Annotated in this window: 17 protein-coding genes; 7 read left to right on the top strand and 10 right to left on the bottom strand. The window is 31.2% G+C overall.

Going from position 1 to position 17,813, the window contains the following annotated elements:
- Positions 1-471: 471 nt before the first annotated feature.
- Positions 472-1,869, bottom strand: coding sequence for a Na+/H+ antiporter NhaC (gene nhaC, locus HMPREF2663_RS04550; protein ID WP_002447286.1), 1,398 nt, complete (start codon positions 1,867-1,869; stop codon positions 472-474).
- A gap of 64 nt (positions 1,870-1,933) precedes the next feature.
- Positions 1,934-3,004 (bottom strand): NAD/NADP-dependent octopine/nopaline dehydrogenase family protein, encoded by a 1,071-nt coding sequence (locus HMPREF2663_RS04545; protein ID WP_002476249.1) that lies wholly within the window; start codon positions 3,002-3,004, stop codon positions 1,934-1,936.
- Between the two features lie 381 nt (positions 3,005-3,385).
- Between HMPREF2663_RS04545 and HMPREF2663_RS04540 the strand changes: the two genes are divergently transcribed.
- The 5 genes from HMPREF2663_RS04540 (at position 3,386) to HMPREF2663_RS04520 (ending at position 6,510) form a co-directional block, all read left to right on the top strand.
- Positions 3,386-3,880, top strand: coding sequence for a DUF4870 domain-containing protein (locus tag HMPREF2663_RS04540; protein WP_002457976.1), 495 nt, complete (start codon positions 3,386-3,388; stop codon positions 3,878-3,880).
- 323 nt (positions 3,881-4,203) lie between these two features.
- Entirely contained in the window at positions 4,204-4,677 is a 474-nt protein-coding gene (locus tag HMPREF2663_RS04535) for a CHAP domain-containing protein (RefSeq protein WP_002447283.1), read from the top strand.
- Between the two features lie 152 nt (positions 4,678-4,829).
- On the top strand, positions 4,830-5,156 hold the full coding sequence (locus tag HMPREF2663_RS04530; protein WP_001830041.1) for a DMT family transporter: 327 nt from the start codon (positions 4,830-4,832) through the stop codon (positions 5,154-5,156).
- A 5-nt stretch (positions 5,157-5,161) separates the two neighbouring features.
- Positions 5,162-5,479 (top strand): DMT family transporter, encoded by a 318-nt coding sequence (locus HMPREF2663_RS04525; protein ID WP_002447282.1) that lies wholly within the window; start codon positions 5,162-5,164, stop codon positions 5,477-5,479.
- 77 nt (positions 5,480-5,556) lie between these two features.
- Positions 5,557-6,510, top strand: coding sequence for a 2-hydroxyacid dehydrogenase family protein (locus HMPREF2663_RS04520; RefSeq protein WP_002475089.1), 954 nt, complete (start codon positions 5,557-5,559; stop codon positions 6,508-6,510).
- A gap of 140 nt (positions 6,511-6,650) precedes the next feature.
- Here HMPREF2663_RS04520 and HMPREF2663_RS04515 read toward each other — a convergent pair whose 3' ends face one another.
- The 7 genes from HMPREF2663_RS04515 to HMPREF2663_RS04485 all read right to left on the bottom strand — a co-directional run bounded on the left by HMPREF2663_RS04515 (position 6,651) and on the right by HMPREF2663_RS04485 (position 15,211).
- On the bottom strand, positions 6,651-7,775 hold the full coding sequence (locus HMPREF2663_RS04515; RefSeq protein ID WP_070845877.1) for an FAD-dependent monooxygenase: 1,125 nt from the start codon (positions 7,773-7,775) through the stop codon (positions 6,651-6,653).
- Between the two features lie 379 nt (positions 7,776-8,154).
- Positions 8,155-8,931, bottom strand: coding sequence for an N-acetylglucosaminidase (locus tag HMPREF2663_RS04510; RefSeq protein ID WP_002457979.1), 777 nt, complete (start codon positions 8,929-8,931; stop codon positions 8,155-8,157).
- Between the two features lie 21 nt (positions 8,932-8,952).
- Positions 8,953-9,228, bottom strand: coding sequence for a hypothetical protein (locus tag HMPREF2663_RS04505; RefSeq protein ID WP_002447277.1), 276 nt, complete (start codon positions 9,226-9,228; stop codon positions 8,953-8,955).
- Between the two features lie 125 nt (positions 9,229-9,353).
- Positions 9,354-9,824 carry a helical membrane plugin domain-containing protein gene (locus tag HMPREF2663_RS04500; RefSeq protein ID WP_002457980.1) on the bottom strand — a complete coding sequence of 157 codons (471 nt, stop codon included), beginning with the start codon at positions 9,822-9,824 and terminating at the stop codon, positions 9,354-9,356.
- A gap of 2 nt (positions 9,825-9,826) precedes the next feature.
- Complete coding sequence (gene fdhF / locus HMPREF2663_RS04495) at positions 9,827-12,778, bottom strand: formate dehydrogenase subunit alpha (RefSeq protein ID WP_070845875.1); 2,952 nt, start codon at positions 12,776-12,778, stop codon at positions 9,827-9,829.
- 478 nt (positions 12,779-13,256) lie between these two features.
- Positions 13,257-14,207 carry an LCP family glycopolymer transferase gene (locus HMPREF2663_RS04490; RefSeq protein WP_070845873.1) on the bottom strand — a complete coding sequence of 317 codons (951 nt, stop codon included), beginning with the start codon at positions 14,205-14,207 and terminating at the stop codon, positions 13,257-13,259.
- A gap of 188 nt (positions 14,208-14,395) precedes the next feature.
- A complete protein-coding gene (locus HMPREF2663_RS04485; RefSeq protein WP_002475870.1) occupies positions 14,396-15,211 on the bottom strand; it encodes an inositol monophosphatase family protein in 816 nt (271 codons plus the stop codon).
- A 426-nt stretch (positions 15,212-15,637) separates the two neighbouring features.
- On the opposite strand from HMPREF2663_RS04485, the gene HMPREF2663_RS04480 reads away from it, so the two are divergent.
- Positions 15,638-16,327, top strand: a complete 690-nt coding sequence (locus tag HMPREF2663_RS04480; RefSeq protein WP_002447272.1) for a helix-turn-helix transcriptional regulator — start codon at positions 15,638-15,640, stop codon at positions 16,325-16,327.
- Positions 16,328-16,509: 182 nt separating this feature from the next.
- Here HMPREF2663_RS04480 and HMPREF2663_RS04475 read toward each other — a convergent pair whose 3' ends face one another.
- Entirely contained in the window at positions 16,510-17,256 is a 747-nt protein-coding gene (locus HMPREF2663_RS04475; RefSeq protein WP_002475871.1) for a CPBP family intramembrane glutamic endopeptidase, read from the bottom strand.
- Between the two features lie 51 nt (positions 17,257-17,307).
- Between HMPREF2663_RS04475 and HMPREF2663_RS04470 the strand changes: the two genes are divergently transcribed.
- Positions 17,308-17,643, top strand: a complete 336-nt coding sequence (locus HMPREF2663_RS04470) for a hypothetical protein (protein WP_002457986.1) — start codon at positions 17,308-17,310, stop codon at positions 17,641-17,643.
- The last annotated feature ends 170 nt before the right edge of the window (positions 17,644-17,813 follow it).

Below are 17,813 nucleotides of genomic sequence, written 5' to 3'. Positions count from 1 at the left end.
TGCTTCATATAATTATATTCACTAATCATATATAAAACTTGTATAACATAGTCAAATACCTGAGACAATGATAATCAATGTCTCAGGTATTTTTTAGCAGTATTTTACCAACTTATACAGTGTAGAGCCTTTTTCTTTATATAAGATTAAAGTAATACATCAACGCTCTATAATTTTAGATATTAAAAAATTGAGATTAAAACGTATTAATAAAAGTTTTAACCTCAATTACAACTTTAAACAAATTCAATTGTTATGGTAGTTTTCTCGATAATTATGCCATTTCAAAAATAGTGTCAAAAGAATTCGTCGTGTACTGTCATGCATTTATTTCGCTACAAGACAAATACATGATATGTACATAAAGGATATTAACAAACTTGAAACGCCTTATGATACTATAGCTACAATTCATATCGTAAGTTAATGTTTCAACTATTACTTTCATTCCACTTACAATAATATTTAAACTTATTTTCTACTTATTTTTTTAATTCCTATACCTGTAAAGCCATAAATTATTGCAATGAATGCACATAAGTAACATGGGATTGCCCATATAAAGAACTGATCAACTGAAACATTAAGTTGCTGTGCATAATATATACCAGATGTGCCCCATGGAATGAGCGGCAATACCATTGTACTTGAATCTTCAAGTGTGCGCGATAACACTGCCTTTGAGACATTCATCTTTTCGAACATATCTTTCATAAGTACGCCTACCATAATAATAACTATTGAAGCAACTCCTGCTGCAAATACAAGCATAATACTACAAACTACAGTTATTAATATTAGTGTTCCAACTGACTTTACTCCTTTAGCTATTGTCTCTAAAATTACGTCTAAACAACCTGCCTTTTCAACAATACCAGCAAAAGCATAACCACAAAATATAGTTACAATGATTTGAGTCATGCTCATCATTCCACCCTGCTCTATCAACGTCTTGGCATTATCCGAAATATGAGACTGGTGTAGCATCGTATGATTAAATCCATCAAAAGAAGCTTTAAAACCATCTTTCATATTAAATTGATGGTTGAATGTTCCAATAACTAAAGCACTAATACTAGAGATAAGCATTGACGGTACTGTAGAGATTCTAAATATTAAACATAAAATGATGATAATAAGTGGGATCCATACCCAAAAATTCAAGTTATAAATTGTTGATAATTCTTTTAATAGCTTTTGAATTTGTTGTGTATTTGCGTCTCCCTTAAATTGTAATCCAACAATAAACCATATAGCCAACCCTATTATAGATGCAGGGATTGTTGTCCACATCATCGATTTAATATGAGCAAAAATATTAACTTTAGTTACGAGAGCTGCCAAATTTGTAGTATCAGATAATGGAGACATTTTATCACCAAAAACCGCCCCTGCAATAATGGCACCAGCAGCCATACCTGCTGGTACACCTAATTGATTAGCGATTGATATGAGTGCAATGCCTGCTGTTGATGCTGATCCCCAAGCTGTTCCTGTAGCAATTGAAGTCATTGCACTGATTATAAATGCAGATACTAATAAATAACTTGGGTTTAAAAATTTAAGTCCATAGTAAATTAACGCTGGAACTGTTCCAGAATACATCCAACTTCCTACAATGATTCCAACAGCTAAAATAATAAAGAGGGCTGGCATCGCCGTGCTCAATCGATGAGTAATCCCTTCTTCTAAATCCTTCCATTTTAACCCCACTCTATGTGCAATCAATGCTGCATAAGCTGAAGAAATTAATAATAGTACTTGTATCGGAACATCAAAGAAAACAAAACCGATTACCACAACGACAACCATAACTAAAATAGTTGAAATAGATTCTAAAAATGTAGGATATCTATACTTTTGAGTCATACTTTTGCTCCCTTCAGTATGATTTGAAACAAAACCTCTTTTCTTAAATTTTAATTGCTAAATATTACTCTAATCCTAATTTATCTAAGCCTAATTCCTCGATAGTGAGGCCCTCTTCAAAGAAATCGCGTTCAAGAATTGTTGAAGCTATCATAATAACAGCATCAATATTAGGTGTTGGGACATCAATGACACGTCCTAAACTAGACCATAATACTAATCCATATGCAATATCTTCAGTTAAATAACGATTTTCAACATGATTCGGTCCTGGAATTTGAGAAAACACAGGGCTAGTATTAAAAAGACGATTTAACGGTTCATCCTCATCTTTACGTTCCAAATAACCTCTTTGAATCCTTGATTCTTTGGCAGTCGATAATTCAAAACCTAATTTTCTCCCTAAATTTAAACGTTCTATCTCAATAGCATGTAATAATCTCACAGTATGCTTTGTTATGCCTTCTTTATATAAAGAAAACTCATCCGAGTAATCAATACGTCCAACGTTCAATAATGTTGGTCCAGGATGTACTTCTGGGTTACCATTTTCAAGATTCGTTTTAAGTAAACTTTCTTCTTTCACAAGATAATCGTAAATTTTAGATACCTTTTCATAACTTTCATTTAACTCACTACGATCAAATGTTGAAAAGAACACACGGCGAACATTTAAAGATAAATCTACTTTAGCATTGTTAAAATCAACACGTGTACCATATGTTAATGTATTTGCTTCAGCAAAATGTGGATGTACATCAATATGACGATCTTCTAATACATTCATAAATCGTATTGAGCCCATTGAAGCAGCAATGTTAAAGAAAATGAGATGGTCGTTCGTCACAAATTTTGACATCACTTTAGCATAATATTCAATGAATGATGAAGGAATAATAACTTGAACGATATCTGCACCATCTAAAACGTACTCCATATCATCACTAATATCAGTAAACTCTATAAATTTCTCTTCTCCCTCATTATTAAAATCAAAACCACCTTTTTCTAGGGCCGCATCAAATTTACTAATAGATTCATTACGACAATATAATCGTACATCATGCCCTTTATCTACCATATCCACTGCAGCAGTTACTGCACCATTACCTGAACCTACAATAGCTATTTTCATTTTTTTACCTCTTTTCATTAAATTTTTAGGATTATACTACAATAAGTCACTATAATATTTTGTATTCTTGCCATAAAAAAGGAGTGGTTCTCAATTCAAACATAATCTGATTGAACGATGTGCCTCTCCACATGTATGTAATGATTAAAATATGTACTAGAACTGCATTATAATATGAAAATTTTTTCGTTTACTTTACTATTATATATAACGCTTAAAATTTTATTAATAACAACAGTACTATATAACCAAATTATCTATATTTCAAACTACTTCGTCAATCGATATAAAGATCAAATTTAACATTTAATAAATAATTAATTATTGATACAATTATAGTTATATTAAGTAAATTTTTTACAAATGGAGGCAAAACCTATTATGGACAAAGAAACGAATTACAATGAATTAGAATCTAAGAATGTGTCTAATCAAGCTTCAACAGACAATTTATCGAATGACAATACAATTCACCACCAATCAACTATTCAAAATGAGGAAAGTCAAGATAATCGTTTAATGGCAATGTTAATTTATTTATTAAGTTTATTTACTGGTATCATTGGTCCTTTGATTATTTGGTTACTCAAACGTAAAGAGTCTCGACTTGTTGATGTATCTGGGAAAACGTATCTGAACTATTTTATTTCTTATACTATCTATTCAACAGTAGGCGTGATATGTATGTTTATGATTGTTCCTTTAATGAATATAAGTGAAAGTTTAGCCATCTTATTATTAATTTTGCTACTGGTGGTAGTCTTCATCTTATTGGCATTGTTAATAATGTCATTTGTGTGTACAATTATTGCTTGCGTAAAATATATGTCTGGCAAAACTTACACTATCCCACTCACGATACCGTTTATAAAATAAGTTACATTATTACAGAATCATTGTAATAAAACACTTAAAATTATTTACATTATGACCCTTCAAATCTTGATTTGAAGCACATTAACAATATAAATTGAGTTCGTAATCTTGGTTATCTTTTATTACATAGATAATCAAGGTTTTTTTATTTTGTTTACGAATAAGTAACAATCCCCATATTTTCAATTAAATCTGTTAAAGTATTCAGTGTTGTTAAGAACAACTACATGCACACACATGAATGAGTAAACATGTTAATAATTTTTTAAATCAATTTGCAGTACATCTAATAAATATTACAATTTTTGGAGGCGTTAAATATTATGAAAAAAATCAAAACAATCTCGACATTGGTAGCTGGACTTGGTATAGCATTTCTAGGTCACACAACACATGCTGATGCGGCTGAAAATAATAATCAACAACAAAGTACGTATAACTATAGTACAACTGATGTATCATTTTCTAAATCAGGAAATTTATATACTTCTGGCCAATGTACTTGGTATGTTTACGATAAAACTGGTGGAAAAATCGGATCAACATGGGGGAATGCAAATAGCTGGGCATCTGCAGCTCAAGCAGCAGGATTCACTGTAAATAATACACCTGAAGAAGGTGCAATTATGCAATCATCTGAAGGTGCTTTCGGACATGTTGCTTTCGTTGAAAGTGTCAATAATGATGGTTCAATTACTGTATCAGAAATGAACTATGATGGTGGTCCATTCTCTATAAGTACACGAACAATCTCTGCCAGTGAAGCAAGTTCATATAATTACATCCACCTAAACTAATCAGTATTTAAACTAATAAAATTGCTCCAATCTATTCTTGTGTAAGAATAGATTGGATTTTTTATTTAATGGGAATGTTTGTGAGAAGCCATTGCCTCGAAGTTACTAATTTGAGAAAATGGTTCTATTACTTTAATAGGAGGAATAAAAGAATGCAATGGCTTAAAGTTATATTAGCCGGTTTTATTGAAATCATCTGGGTCACCGGACTTGATCAAGCGCATTCATTGTTTACATGGATATTCACCCTCTTTTTTATTGCTTTAAGCTTTTTTCTAGTCATTGATGCTTCGAAGCACTTACCAGTTGGTACAGTATATGCATTTTTTGTTGGAATCGGTGCTGTTGGTACAGTGTTAGTTGATATGATTTTCTTCAACCAACCATTTACTTTCACTAAAATATTTTTAATAATGACCCTTATTTTAGGAATAATAGGATTAAAACTTACAACTGATGCAACGAAAGAAGGGAGATAAAAAGTATGGCTTGGTTATTTCTAATGATAGCCGGAAGTTTTGAAATTTTGGGTGTTGTTCTTTTAAACGAGCTATCACGTACAAAGAATAAAATTTATGTCATTTTTTTAGGATTAGCATTTATATTAAGCTTTAGTACGTTAAAATTTGCAATGGTATCTATTCCTATGGGGACTGCCTACGCTATATGGACAGGAATTGGTACAGCTGGTGGTACATTGATTGGAATGATTTTTTATGGAGAGTCTACACGTATAAGTAGAATTTTATGTATTTTATTAATCATCATTTCAGTTGTTGGATTACGTTTAATAAGTTATTAATATCAATCATTAAGGTTTAATGATTGTTTGCGCTTTCTTATTTTACTATACTATTCATAAAAGAAGGAGTGATGGTTATGACAAAAGTTTATATTGCAGGCGCAATACCTGAAGTGGGACTTAACTTATTGAAAGAACATTTTGAGGTAGACATGTATGATGGCGAGGGACTTATTGATAAAGAAACCTTAAAAAAAGGGGTAGAACATGCAGATGCATTAGTAAGTTTACTATCAACTTCTGTTGATAAAGATATTATTGATAGTGCTAATAACCTTAAAATTATAGCGAATTATGGTGCAGGTTTTAATAATATTGATGTCGAATATGCAAGACAACAAAATATAGATGTTACAAATACACCACACGCTTCGACAAATGCTACTGCTGATTTAACAATCGGCTTAATTTTATCAGTAGCGCGTAGAATTGTAGAAGGAGATCATTTATCCAGAACAACAGGCTTTGATGGTTGGGCACCCTTATTCTTCCGAGGTAGAGAGGTATCAGGAAAAACTATTGGTATTATAGGTTTAGGTGAAATTGGAGGTGCAGTGGCTAAACGCGCACGTGCATTTGATATGGATGTACTTTACACTGGTCCTCATCGTAAAGAGGAAAAAGAGCGAGATATCGGTGCGAAATATGTAGATTTAGATACTTTACTTAAAAATGCAGATTTTATTACAATCAATGCGGCATATAATCCTTCACTGCATCATATGATTGATACTGAACAATTTAATAAAATGAAATCTACTGCCTATCTAATTAATGCAGGACGTGGTCCAATAGTAAATGAACAAGCTTTAGTTGAAGCACTTGATAATAAAGCTATTGAAGGTGCTGCATTGGATGTATATGAATTTGAGCCAGAAATCACCGATGCATTAAAATCATTTAAAAACATTGTGCTTACACCTCACATTGGTAATGCAACATTTGAAGCTAGAGATATGATGGCTAAAATTGTTGCGAATGATACAATAAAAAAATTAAATGGTGACGAACCTCAGTTTATTGTCAATTAACTGATGCATTCAACAACATAAACACAAAAAGAGCTATGAAGATATTGAGTTGAGTCTCTATCTTCATAGCTCTTTATTTATTAAAATTACTGCATTTTTAATATTTAACTTTATCATTTAACAATATATGTCATCATATATTACTTTTCTTTGGATTTGTATAAAAATTTTGTTTGAGCTGATGCCAAAGCATTTGGTATCAATTTCATCGCGGTATTTCTAAGTTTAACAGTTAATTTATGATGCTTTTGAGCCATTTTACCTATCTTTTTCGAACGTCTAATCACTTTTGCGGTATGTTTAACTCTAAGTTTATCGTAACGCTCAATCGCTTTATTAAAATCATATTTTTCTAAACAATTAACTAATACAATCGCATCTTCCATAGCTTGACTAGCACCTTGTCCCATATTAGGCGTAGTGGCATGCGCAGCATCGCCCATTAAAATAGTACGTCCATAAACGAATGTCTTCAGCGGTTTTAAATCATATATGTCATGAAGTAATATACCTGTTTCACTTTGCTTTTCTAACACTTTTCTCACTTCATCTGGAAAGTGATTAAAATATGCTTGAAGATGGGGTTTTCCAAAAGATTGATATTTTGGATCTCCTTCTTTAGCATGAACAGTAATAAACCAATAAGCACGTTGATTAATTAATGGGACTATACCTACTCGCCCTTTAACACCCCAATATTCATTCGCAACATGTTGGTCATTAAATTGTACATCTTCAACCATTCCTCTAAAACATGTGTAACCATTGTAACGAATTTTAGTTCGCGCACCTACAGACTCTCTTACTACAGAATGTATCCCATCAGCACCAATACACAAATCAAATGATTCACTTTCCTGTTTGATAAAATGTAGGGTAACCTTACAACTCGTTTGTTCAATTTTAGTAACTTTAAAGCCTGTGTGAATAGATGATTCTTTGACATATGACTGTATGATTTCAATTAAAGTTTGTCTAGATAATGCGACATTTAGAGAATGAGCCTTCAATTTAGCGCTCATTAATGGGGTGCCTTGCTCATCATAAATATTCATTGCGGTAAGATTTTGACCAGCATTTTTAATGCCTTTAGCAAGGTCATGATGCCCTAATTTTTTTAAAACATTATCTCCTATCCCAATACCAGCGCTCAATTCGTTTATAGAATTATTTTTTTCAAACACTTTAACTTGATGACCTTGTTCTTCTAATAACGCAGCAACAGTTAATCCACCTATACCTGCGCCTACTATTGCTATTTTCATGTTTTACACCTCAAATTTATCATTCTTTATTATTTTAGCACACACACACATGTTGAAAAGCAAACCCTTCTATTTTAATTGTCAATGAATACAATTCTCTAGTTAAAAATAATGAATATATCTATTCGTTCTATCGTTAATGCTCAATTTAAATTTTCACTCTATTGTAAAAAAATATTTAAATATTCTACATGGGTATATGCTTCTGAATATTCTTTTAAAGCTAAAAAACCTGAGACATCTTTTATTGTCCCAAGTTTTTTATCATATAGCTAATCATTGGCAAAGTTAAAACTATTCTGTTTGAAGCTTTTCATATATAAATTGCCCAAATAGAATGAAACACTTAGTTGATTGCTCAATCATTCTCTAATTTTATTTATTTGTAATATTTTTTTCTTATATGATCTTTTTTTATTCCATATTTATCATAGTATTTCTCCATTAAATCAGCTATATTATTAGCCCACTGAATATCACTAGCATATTGATGTTGGCCTGGATTTTGTGGATTCCACCGCATTTGATATAAGTTCAATTGATTATTTTTAAAGTAATGGAATCTCACAAACCACGCGCCGCCCATTATCGCTTTTTCAGGAGTGGTCCACTTCTTCTGTTTAGCAAAACTTTTACCAGTCTTTACAGCATCTTCGTCAAAAGCACCAATACCAAAAAAGTTATAATAGTGATGGTCACCTTCTTTAATTCCATTTGATAAATCTGATTGACCATTTCCTGTCTCAACTAGTGCATGACTAATGAGATATATGATATTCACTTCATATTTATCTTGGGCTTTAATAAACGTTGATCCCTTATTTTCTAAAATACCTTTTCCTTTTAAAATATGGTTAACTTCCTTCTCTGACATAGGTACTTTTTCTGATATATCCATGTACTTCAAATTGTTATCACTATGTTTTATTTGCATAGCTTTCTCTATATCTTGTTTGGAAGCATATATAAACTTACCATTAACTTCTTTAGTATGGATATTTCCTTCACTTGTTTGAAGTGACACCGCTTCTTTAAATGTATGTTTAACATCATTTTTAAAAAGATTTGTATCAAATATAAGAAAAAGTATTGCTAAAATAGCGAGTATGCTAATTATGAACAATGTTGTCATACGAAGCCGAGTATTCTTTAACATTTCAACAAACTCCTAAAAATTTTAAGATAATACAAAATAGGCTACTACGATAGCAATCATCACTATAAAGAAAGAGACATTAATTGCAATTTTCATACCTGTACGGTGTCTGAACATAACATTAAAAATAACGAGACTAATTGTTAATGATACAACAAAAAATGCAATAGCTAACATGAGTTTTAGCATAATTAGACAAATGATTCCAATAACTAATAGTACATTAGATGTGATTGCTAGAGCTTTTAATACTTTAGGATTGATATGCGTCACTCCTTCTATGATTTTTAATAACATTATTCATCATACATGATTAGAAGAATAAATGTCGACTCATAATACGTTAAAAAGTTTTTATATCAAATGTACTAGAAATTTAAGGTATAGATGTTAGTTTAAAAGTGTATTAAACCGTAATAGATTTAGTTATTACTAGACATTCCTCTAAGCAGATTTAACATATAAGTCATACTACGATTGAGATCATCATCACGTAAAAATCCAACAAGACTTTTAATTGTTGTTTTGTCACCAGGTTTTGTTAGATTCGCAGCATGTATCCCTCTGTTTAAACGAGATAATAATTCACTTAAATCTTTAACATCTAATTCTCCTAGCAAAAAGACAAGTTGTGCCATATTTGTTAAAACGCCTGAATATATATCTTTATTCAATTCAACGGCAAATTTATTAATGATGACTTGTCTTGCTTTTAAACCACCATTTAATGCATCCAGAATTTTAGCTTCATCTAATATACCAATTAAACGTATTGCTTTTAAAATACTATCTTTATTTTCTACAATTGCATCGATAACATCATTCAAACTTTCTTGTTTAATTTGCTCATATGATTTTTTTAAACGTTTAATTTCAGTAATTCTCTCTGCCATTATCAATCACTCATCTTTCCTGGGAATACATAATCTGAGCGCTCCCATTTTTTTTGAACTTGAACACTATATTGTGGTTGCCGCTGTTTATTAACTCGGAAATTCGTTGGATTCAATGGAGATTTGCCTCTTTTCGTCACAACTTCCATTCGTGCATGTGTTCGTTTGTAGGAAGGCGTATCTGTATAAGGATCTACGTCACTATTCGTAAGAGCATTAATAGCACCTAAATCTCCATTTTCTAATGCATCATTATTTAATGGAATATATATTTCTTTTCCTTTTACTCTATCAGTAATGTGTGCTAGTAAAGAAGCCTCTCCAGTCTCAGAAATCAATTTAATTTCAGCTCCTTCATGAATGTCACGACTTTGTGCAAGCTCGGGTGAAATTTCAACAAATGCTCGAGGTACTTTATATTTAATCATTTCTGTTTGATACGTCATATTACCTTCATGGAAATGCTCAAGTAATCGACCGTTATTGACATGTAAATCATATACTTCATCTTCTTTAAAATAGTTATCAAAGGTTAATGGATATAATTTAGCTTTCTTGTTTTCAAAATTAAACCCATCGATATAAAGTATTGGAGTGTCTTTACCATCTTTATTTACGGGCCATTGTAAACTATTAAAACCTTCTAAACGATCATAACTTACACCTGCATACGATGGTGTTACTCGTGCAATTTCATCCATAATTTCACTTGGATGCTGATACTCCCAATTCGCCCCTAGTCGATTTGCAATAAGTTGGAAAATTTCCCAATCCGGCTTTGAATCTCCAAGCGAATCTAATGCTTTATACAATCTTTGTATGCGTCGCTCCGTATTAGTAAAAGTTCCATCTTTTTCTAGTGAAGGACTTGCTGGTAAAACTACATCTGCAAATGTAGCTGTAAATGTTAAAAACTCATCTTGAACTACCATAAAGTCTAACTTTTCAAAAGCAGCTTGAACAAAGTTAATATTGGAATCTACGATACCTGTATCTTCTCCATACAAATACAACGAATGAATATCACCATTATGTATTCCTTCAATCATTTGATGATTATCTCTACCAGGTTTATCATTTAGCTTTACTCCATACTCTTTTTCAAATTTAGCACGTATTTTATCATCACTGATAAGTTGGTACCCTGGAAATTGATCTGGCATACTTCCCATGTCACTACATCCTTGAACGTTATTATGACCTCTTAAAGGATATGCTCCAGCACCAGGTTTTCTATAATTACCAGTAATCAGTAATAAATTAGAAATAGCCGTACTTGAATCACTTCCAATATCTTGTTGTGTTATACCCATCGCCCAACATATCGCTACTGAATCAGCTTTTGCTACTTCATGCGCAAATTGTAGTAATCGTTCTTGCGGAATTCCTGTTACTTCCTCTGCAAATACCATTGAAAATGGTTCTAGTGATTGGTAATATGTATCAAAGTGATCAACCCACTTTTCTATAAATGATTTATCATGTAAGTTGTTATCAATAATATATTTAGTGACAGCACTTAACCAAGCTAAATCGGTGCCAGGTTTGGGTTGATAAAAAGCATCTGCACGTTCTGCCATTTCATGTTTTCTTATATCAAAAACATATGACTTTTGACCAAATAACTTTTGTGCACGTTTTATTCGTGAAGCAATTACAGGGTGCGCTTCTGCTGTGTTAGTACCTATTAATACAGTCATAGATGCTTTTTCTAAATCAACAATCCCGCCTGCATCTCCACCGATACCTACTGTTCTTACCAATCCTTTGGTCGCTGGTGCTTGACAATAGCGCGAACAATTATCTACATTATTTGTACCAATAACTTGACGAGATAATTTTTGCATTAAATAAGATTCTTCATTAGTTGCTTTGGATGAAGAAATAAATGACAAGCTATCCGCGCCATATTGCTCTTTAATTCTTTCAAAATTGTTAGCAATAACTTGTAGGGCCTCTTCCCATTCAACTTCATGAAACATACCTTCTTTTCTCACTAAAGGTTTCGTTAATCGTTGATCTGAGTTAATGTGTCCCCATGAAAACTTACCTTTTACACATGTTGCTATTTTATTTGCTGGAGAATCATGGGAAGGTTGAACTTTTAATATTTCTCTATCTTTCGTCCATACTTCAAACGAACAACCTACGCCACAATATGTACAAACAGTTTTAGTTTTATTGACACGTTCTTTACGCATTTCTGCTTCAGAATCAGATACAGCTAATAAAGTACCATAGCCAGGTTCTGATTTTTTAATAATATCAATCATAGATGCTAGTGAAGCAGGTTCTGTATCTGTGAGATATCCCACATTACCTTCCATATTAACTTCCATCATTGCATTACATGGGCATACAGTCGCACATTGACCACATGAAACACATGATGATTCATTAATTGGGACATCATTATCCCAAATTACTCTTGGATGATCTCTTTCCCAATCTATTCGTATTGTTTCATTAACTTCAACATCTTGACATGCTTCAACACAACGTCCACATAAAATACATTGATTTGGATCATATCTATAAAAAGGGCCATAATCTTTTTCATATGGTTTTCTCTTATACTTATAAGTTTGATGTTGTATTCCCCACTTATCCATCGTATTATGTATTTCACAATCGCCATTATTATAATCACAAACTGTACAATACAACATATGTTTTTCTAAAATACGATCTAATGCTTCTTTTTGGCTAGTTTTCACGTGGTGATTGTATGTATTTACCGTCATTGAGGATTCAATCGATGTTCCACATGCTCGGGCAATATCTCCATTGATTTCTACCATGCATGTATCACATGTTTGAATTGGTCCCATCGATTCGTTATAGCAAATGGCTGGTACAAATGTATTTCTAGAGCGTATAAATTCGAGTAAATTCGTCCCTGCTTCAACAAGATAATCTTTACCATCTAGATTAATTTTTATCTCCTTAGACATATATTTTTCTCCCCCCATTAAATTATTCACTGTTAAACACTTTAGACTTTATAACTTAATTGATTAAATCTACAATTTAACTTTTAGTAGAATTACTTAAATTGTATTACTTTACTCTATAAAAGTTAAGCGTTTACATAATAAATATAATAAAATCAATTTAATTGAAAATGAATATCAATTAAAGAGTGAAATGAATAAATTAATTTCTTTATTTCAAGCCATTTAACATTGAATATCATAACTTTTTGCTTATAAGACATTGAATTACATAGTGCCTCATTTTATTTAAATATTAGTTAGAAGAAAATGGTATATAATGCAATATAATCCTTAAAAATAAAGCAAAAATGTTTGAAAACTAAAATAAGAATATTTAACTCAGCCATCCTTAATTTGTCAAAAAAACCTAGAACATTTCGTTCTAGGTTTTAAACTCAAGCATTACACTATATGTGATTTTAAAGCTTTTTCTTTTTTATAAATTTAAATTGTCTCTTAGTAATTGTGTATTTTCATTTTTAGATGCATCACTTGGTATGAAATAGTACAAACCGTCATTTTGTATACCACCTTCACCCTCTAACTGATGTCGATTAACTTGGTCATTAGCATCTTTATACTTAGTTCTAATTGTATTGAGATCACCTAATTTTAAATCTGTTTTAACATTTTTCTGGATTTGATTCATTAATGTATTAAAATGAGTGATTGAAGATGCGCTTGTCATCTTATCTGCCATTGCTTCTAAGATAAGTTGCTGACGCTCTTGTCTACCAAAATCGCCTCCTGCACCATCTTCTTTACGACTTCTAATAAAGTCCATGGCAGCATCACCATCTACATGTGTTTTTTCACCTTTAACAAAATGATTAGCACCCATTGTAAATGTACTATTACTTACGAAATCTACGCCACCTAATGTATCAATCATGTCATGTAGTCCATCCATGTCAATCGTAGCGTAATGATCGATTGGAACATTCATTAATTTTTCAATTGTTTTAACAGCCATGTTAGGACCGCCATAAGCATAGGCATGGTTAATTTTTTCTTCAGTACCTCGACCTGCAATTTCTGCTTTGGTATCACGTGGAATACTTACTAGTTCAGTTTTCTTTTCTTTCGGATTAATGGAAAGTACCATGATTGTATCACTACGTTCCCCACCGCCTTGTTGTTTTCGCTTTTCATCAGAATCTACGCCAAAGAGTGCAATAGTAAATGGATCACCATTTTTTAAATTTACTTTTCCAGAACGTAGTTCAGAATGATTTCGATTTAAGGGGTTATGTATCTTGTCTCCTGTAATAAATATTTTTGCACTTACATAAATAACTGCAATGATTGCTAATAGAAATAAAATTCCCACTACCCATAGTAGTATTTTCATCGGCAGGCTCATTTTTCTTTTATCTGATCTTTGCATCCCTACCACTCCTATTCAATAATTTTGTTGTTTTATGATACATAGGTCATTATATTATAAATAAATTTATTTGGTATACATCTACAGACCTATTCATTAATTATTTTAAATTTTCTTTAAGAAATCGTATAGCTTAAATGTATAAAATCTCTATAGAGCTAATTTGATATAATTTATAAAAATATACATTAACCATGCTCTATATGATGATTACTCTTTGAATAGGCTTCTCCTTCATTTAAGATACGTATCATATCATCGTAACAACCAGGATTGCTAATGATAAATGGGCCTGCCGTACTAAAATCAAGAGGTTCACCATTTATTTGTGTCATAATCAAACCTAGTTCTCTTGCAAAAAGAAATTGTGCTGAAATATCCCATGGCTTAGGATTCGTGTTAATGTGTGCCCCGAACTGACCTTTTATCACTCGAATAGAATCAAGACCACAAGACCCAATAATTCTAAAATCAAAGGCTGAATGAAATAAAGATTGAATCGTCTCTTCTTTTAACACTTGTGGTTTAAATGAAATAATTGCATCTCTTAAACCTATTCTTTTTGGCAATGTCATTAATTGATTGTTCTCGTAAGCTCCCACACCAGCAATTGCTCTATATAATCTTTGATGTGGATAATCATAAATATATGAAAGTTTAGGTTCCCCATCAATAAAATATCCTATAATGATACAGTAATCTTCTTGTTGTTTCACTAAATTACTTGTTCCATCTATAGGATCCATAATCCAAAGGTGACCCTCGTAAGGTGTTATATCTGAGTTATCTTTCTCTTCAGCTAATAATTGATGTGTGGGATAATGTTCCTGAAGAAAGTTTTGAAAATGATTCTGAATTTGTTTATCAACATTGGTAACTAAATCAAACCTATCTTTTTTTGTTGATGTTTCCATCTTCTCAACCAAACGCGGAATGATATTGTCTAAACCGCGTATCCATTGACATATATATTCATCTAATTTTTTTAAATAAAGTTCTGTCATATTTTCACCTTCATTTCATTATTTCAAAGACTATAGTGTTATCATTTAAATCATTATAGTTATATGTAAAATCTATTGTAAATCATAGAGTCATAAAATCAGAATTTGTATTAATAAATATTAAAAAATCGGCTAGTCAATAACTAGCCGACAAATAGAAAGGAAAGTAAGTAATAAATATTGAAGATGTTTTGATGTAACTTGAACGATTATACAGCTATCTAATATGTAGCTCTACCCCTTTGTCTAATCGCTCCCCCTGTTACAAATATTATATTATCATATTGTTTTTGTTTTTGTAAGCGTTTTCTAAAAGTTTTTTGTATAATTTTACACTATTATAGAGTTAAAACAGACAAAATGTCATCATTGTCGCTTATATGTTATAATAATTGTAATATGTAATGTTTATGGAGGTGACTTTCATTGAATAAATTAGAACGTCAAAATCGAATAATTCAAACTATTCAAAGTTCTGACAACATTACTGCTTCGCAACTTGCAAAACAATTTAAAGTATCTAAGCGAACTATTTTACGTGATATTGATGAATTAGAAGATCAAGGGGTAAAAGTATATGCTCGTCATGGCAAATTAGGCGGTTATCAAATCAAAGATGCACATGCTAAAATCACCTTATCGTTAACTGAACAGCAACTTTCGGCATTATTTTTAACACTAAATGAAAGTCAGTCCTATTCCACTTTACCTTATCAAAATGAAATTCGAGCAATAATCAAGCAATGTTTAAATTTACCTCAAACACGATTACGTAAATTGCTTAAAAAAATGGATTATTATATAAAATTTGAAGATTCTAATCATGTCACATTACCTCATTTATTTTCTGATATTTTAATTTATTGCACGGAGCGCAATGTGATGTTAGTAGATTTAAATGAAGATGGTCAAACTCAAGCTGAAAATGTTATTTTTATAGGTTTAATATGCAAAAATGCCGTTTGGCATGCTGTTGTATTTGAAATCGGTAGAGGTTACACTCGTGAATTATCTATCATGAATATTCAAGATATCTCATATTCTTTTGAAAAAACAATACAAACTCAAGATATCTCAATTGAAAATTATAGACAGTTTTTAGCGCCTTCTGAATGATAAAAATATAGCCTGGGATAGCCGAAAGGCCCCCCAGGCAATTTAGTACACTAGTAGTTGTCTATAGAGTTATAAATGTACATTTATCCATTTTTAAACTTTCATTTTCTTCCCAGTGACAAAACTATACCTCTCTTTAGTCATTTCCCGTTATAACTACTGCTCGGAAATATATTTTCAAATCATTTACTGAATACAACAATAATTGTCCAAATGAATGATATGAAATTATTTAACATATGTAAGCTAATTGATGAAGCTAAGTTTCTATTCGATTTTAAGTAAACATATACTAATGCTATTGCCAGTATTAAATATGCTCCAAATTCAAATGGGGACTTAGCATCACTCACATGTATATATGTAAAAGACAATGCTGATATAACCCCCATCACAATAAAGTTAAACTTTTTACCTAGTTCACCTATTAACAAATGTCTAAATACCAATTCTTCAACAATAGGTCCTACAATTACAATAAGTACAAATGCAAAAGGAATAAATATACCACTTTTAAATAATTCATTAAGTTCAAGTTCATTTTGCGTTTCACTATATTGTAAATATTTAGGTAATAGTTCAATTAATTTGTCATAAACATTAGAAATAATAAAAGATGCACACATGACGATAATTATAAACAACCAATGTTTTTTCAAATAGTCAAAACCACTCTTAACTCTATCTACAAATGAATTGATATGTAAAAAATAAAAAGCTAATATCACTAAAATATATGACATAAATTGTCCTAGAGTTCCAATCATAGTAAGTTGTAATTCATTAATATTTTGAAAAGTTATAGCAGCAATTGTTAAACCTATAAAGCTAAATATAAATATACATAGAAAGCCTATCGCAATTAAACTGAAATCACGCCATACTATATCTTTAAACCTATAACTTTGCCTTTTTTTATCTTTTTTCATCATTGTATCCTTTCCACTCACCAATAATTATTCAATCATATGGGAGGCTTTATGAATTATTTAGAAATTTCACTACATATTGAACAACAACTTGTTAAATTACTCTCTCTGAGTGAAAGTGCGAAATACTATGCACTCATACATCATAACAAATTTGAATCTTTTATAGATGATTTCAACCTTACTGTAAATCAAGAGATGAAATGGGCAATGTCTCATCAATTGTTGTTGAATTCTAATGATACGCTTGTGTCATACTGTCAATTGATTCGAAGGTTAAACGATTCCCCACTTTTAACTTTAAACCAAGGACATATAATTTATTACATTAATACACAACAAACACTCATTCACCGACAGTTACTTAAACATAAACAAGCCCTTTAGTATATTCAAATGTTTCTATACTATTATACTATTAATTATATATTAACGTTAAAAATAATTATAAATATCAATCTCTTATAATTAAAACATTAAATTATTTATTCTATTTACTAAATTGTAAACTTGTTGCAATAAGGTTATAATTAGCCATGATTAGGTATCAAGAAGGA

It is taken from the genome of Staphylococcus sp. HMSC077D08, assembly GCF_001837945.1.
GTDB lineage: Bacteria > Bacillota > Bacilli > Staphylococcales > Staphylococcaceae > Staphylococcus > Staphylococcus epidermidis.
Note: the sequence above shows the minus strand (reverse complement) of the source record. Positions and strands in the feature narration are given on the sequence as shown.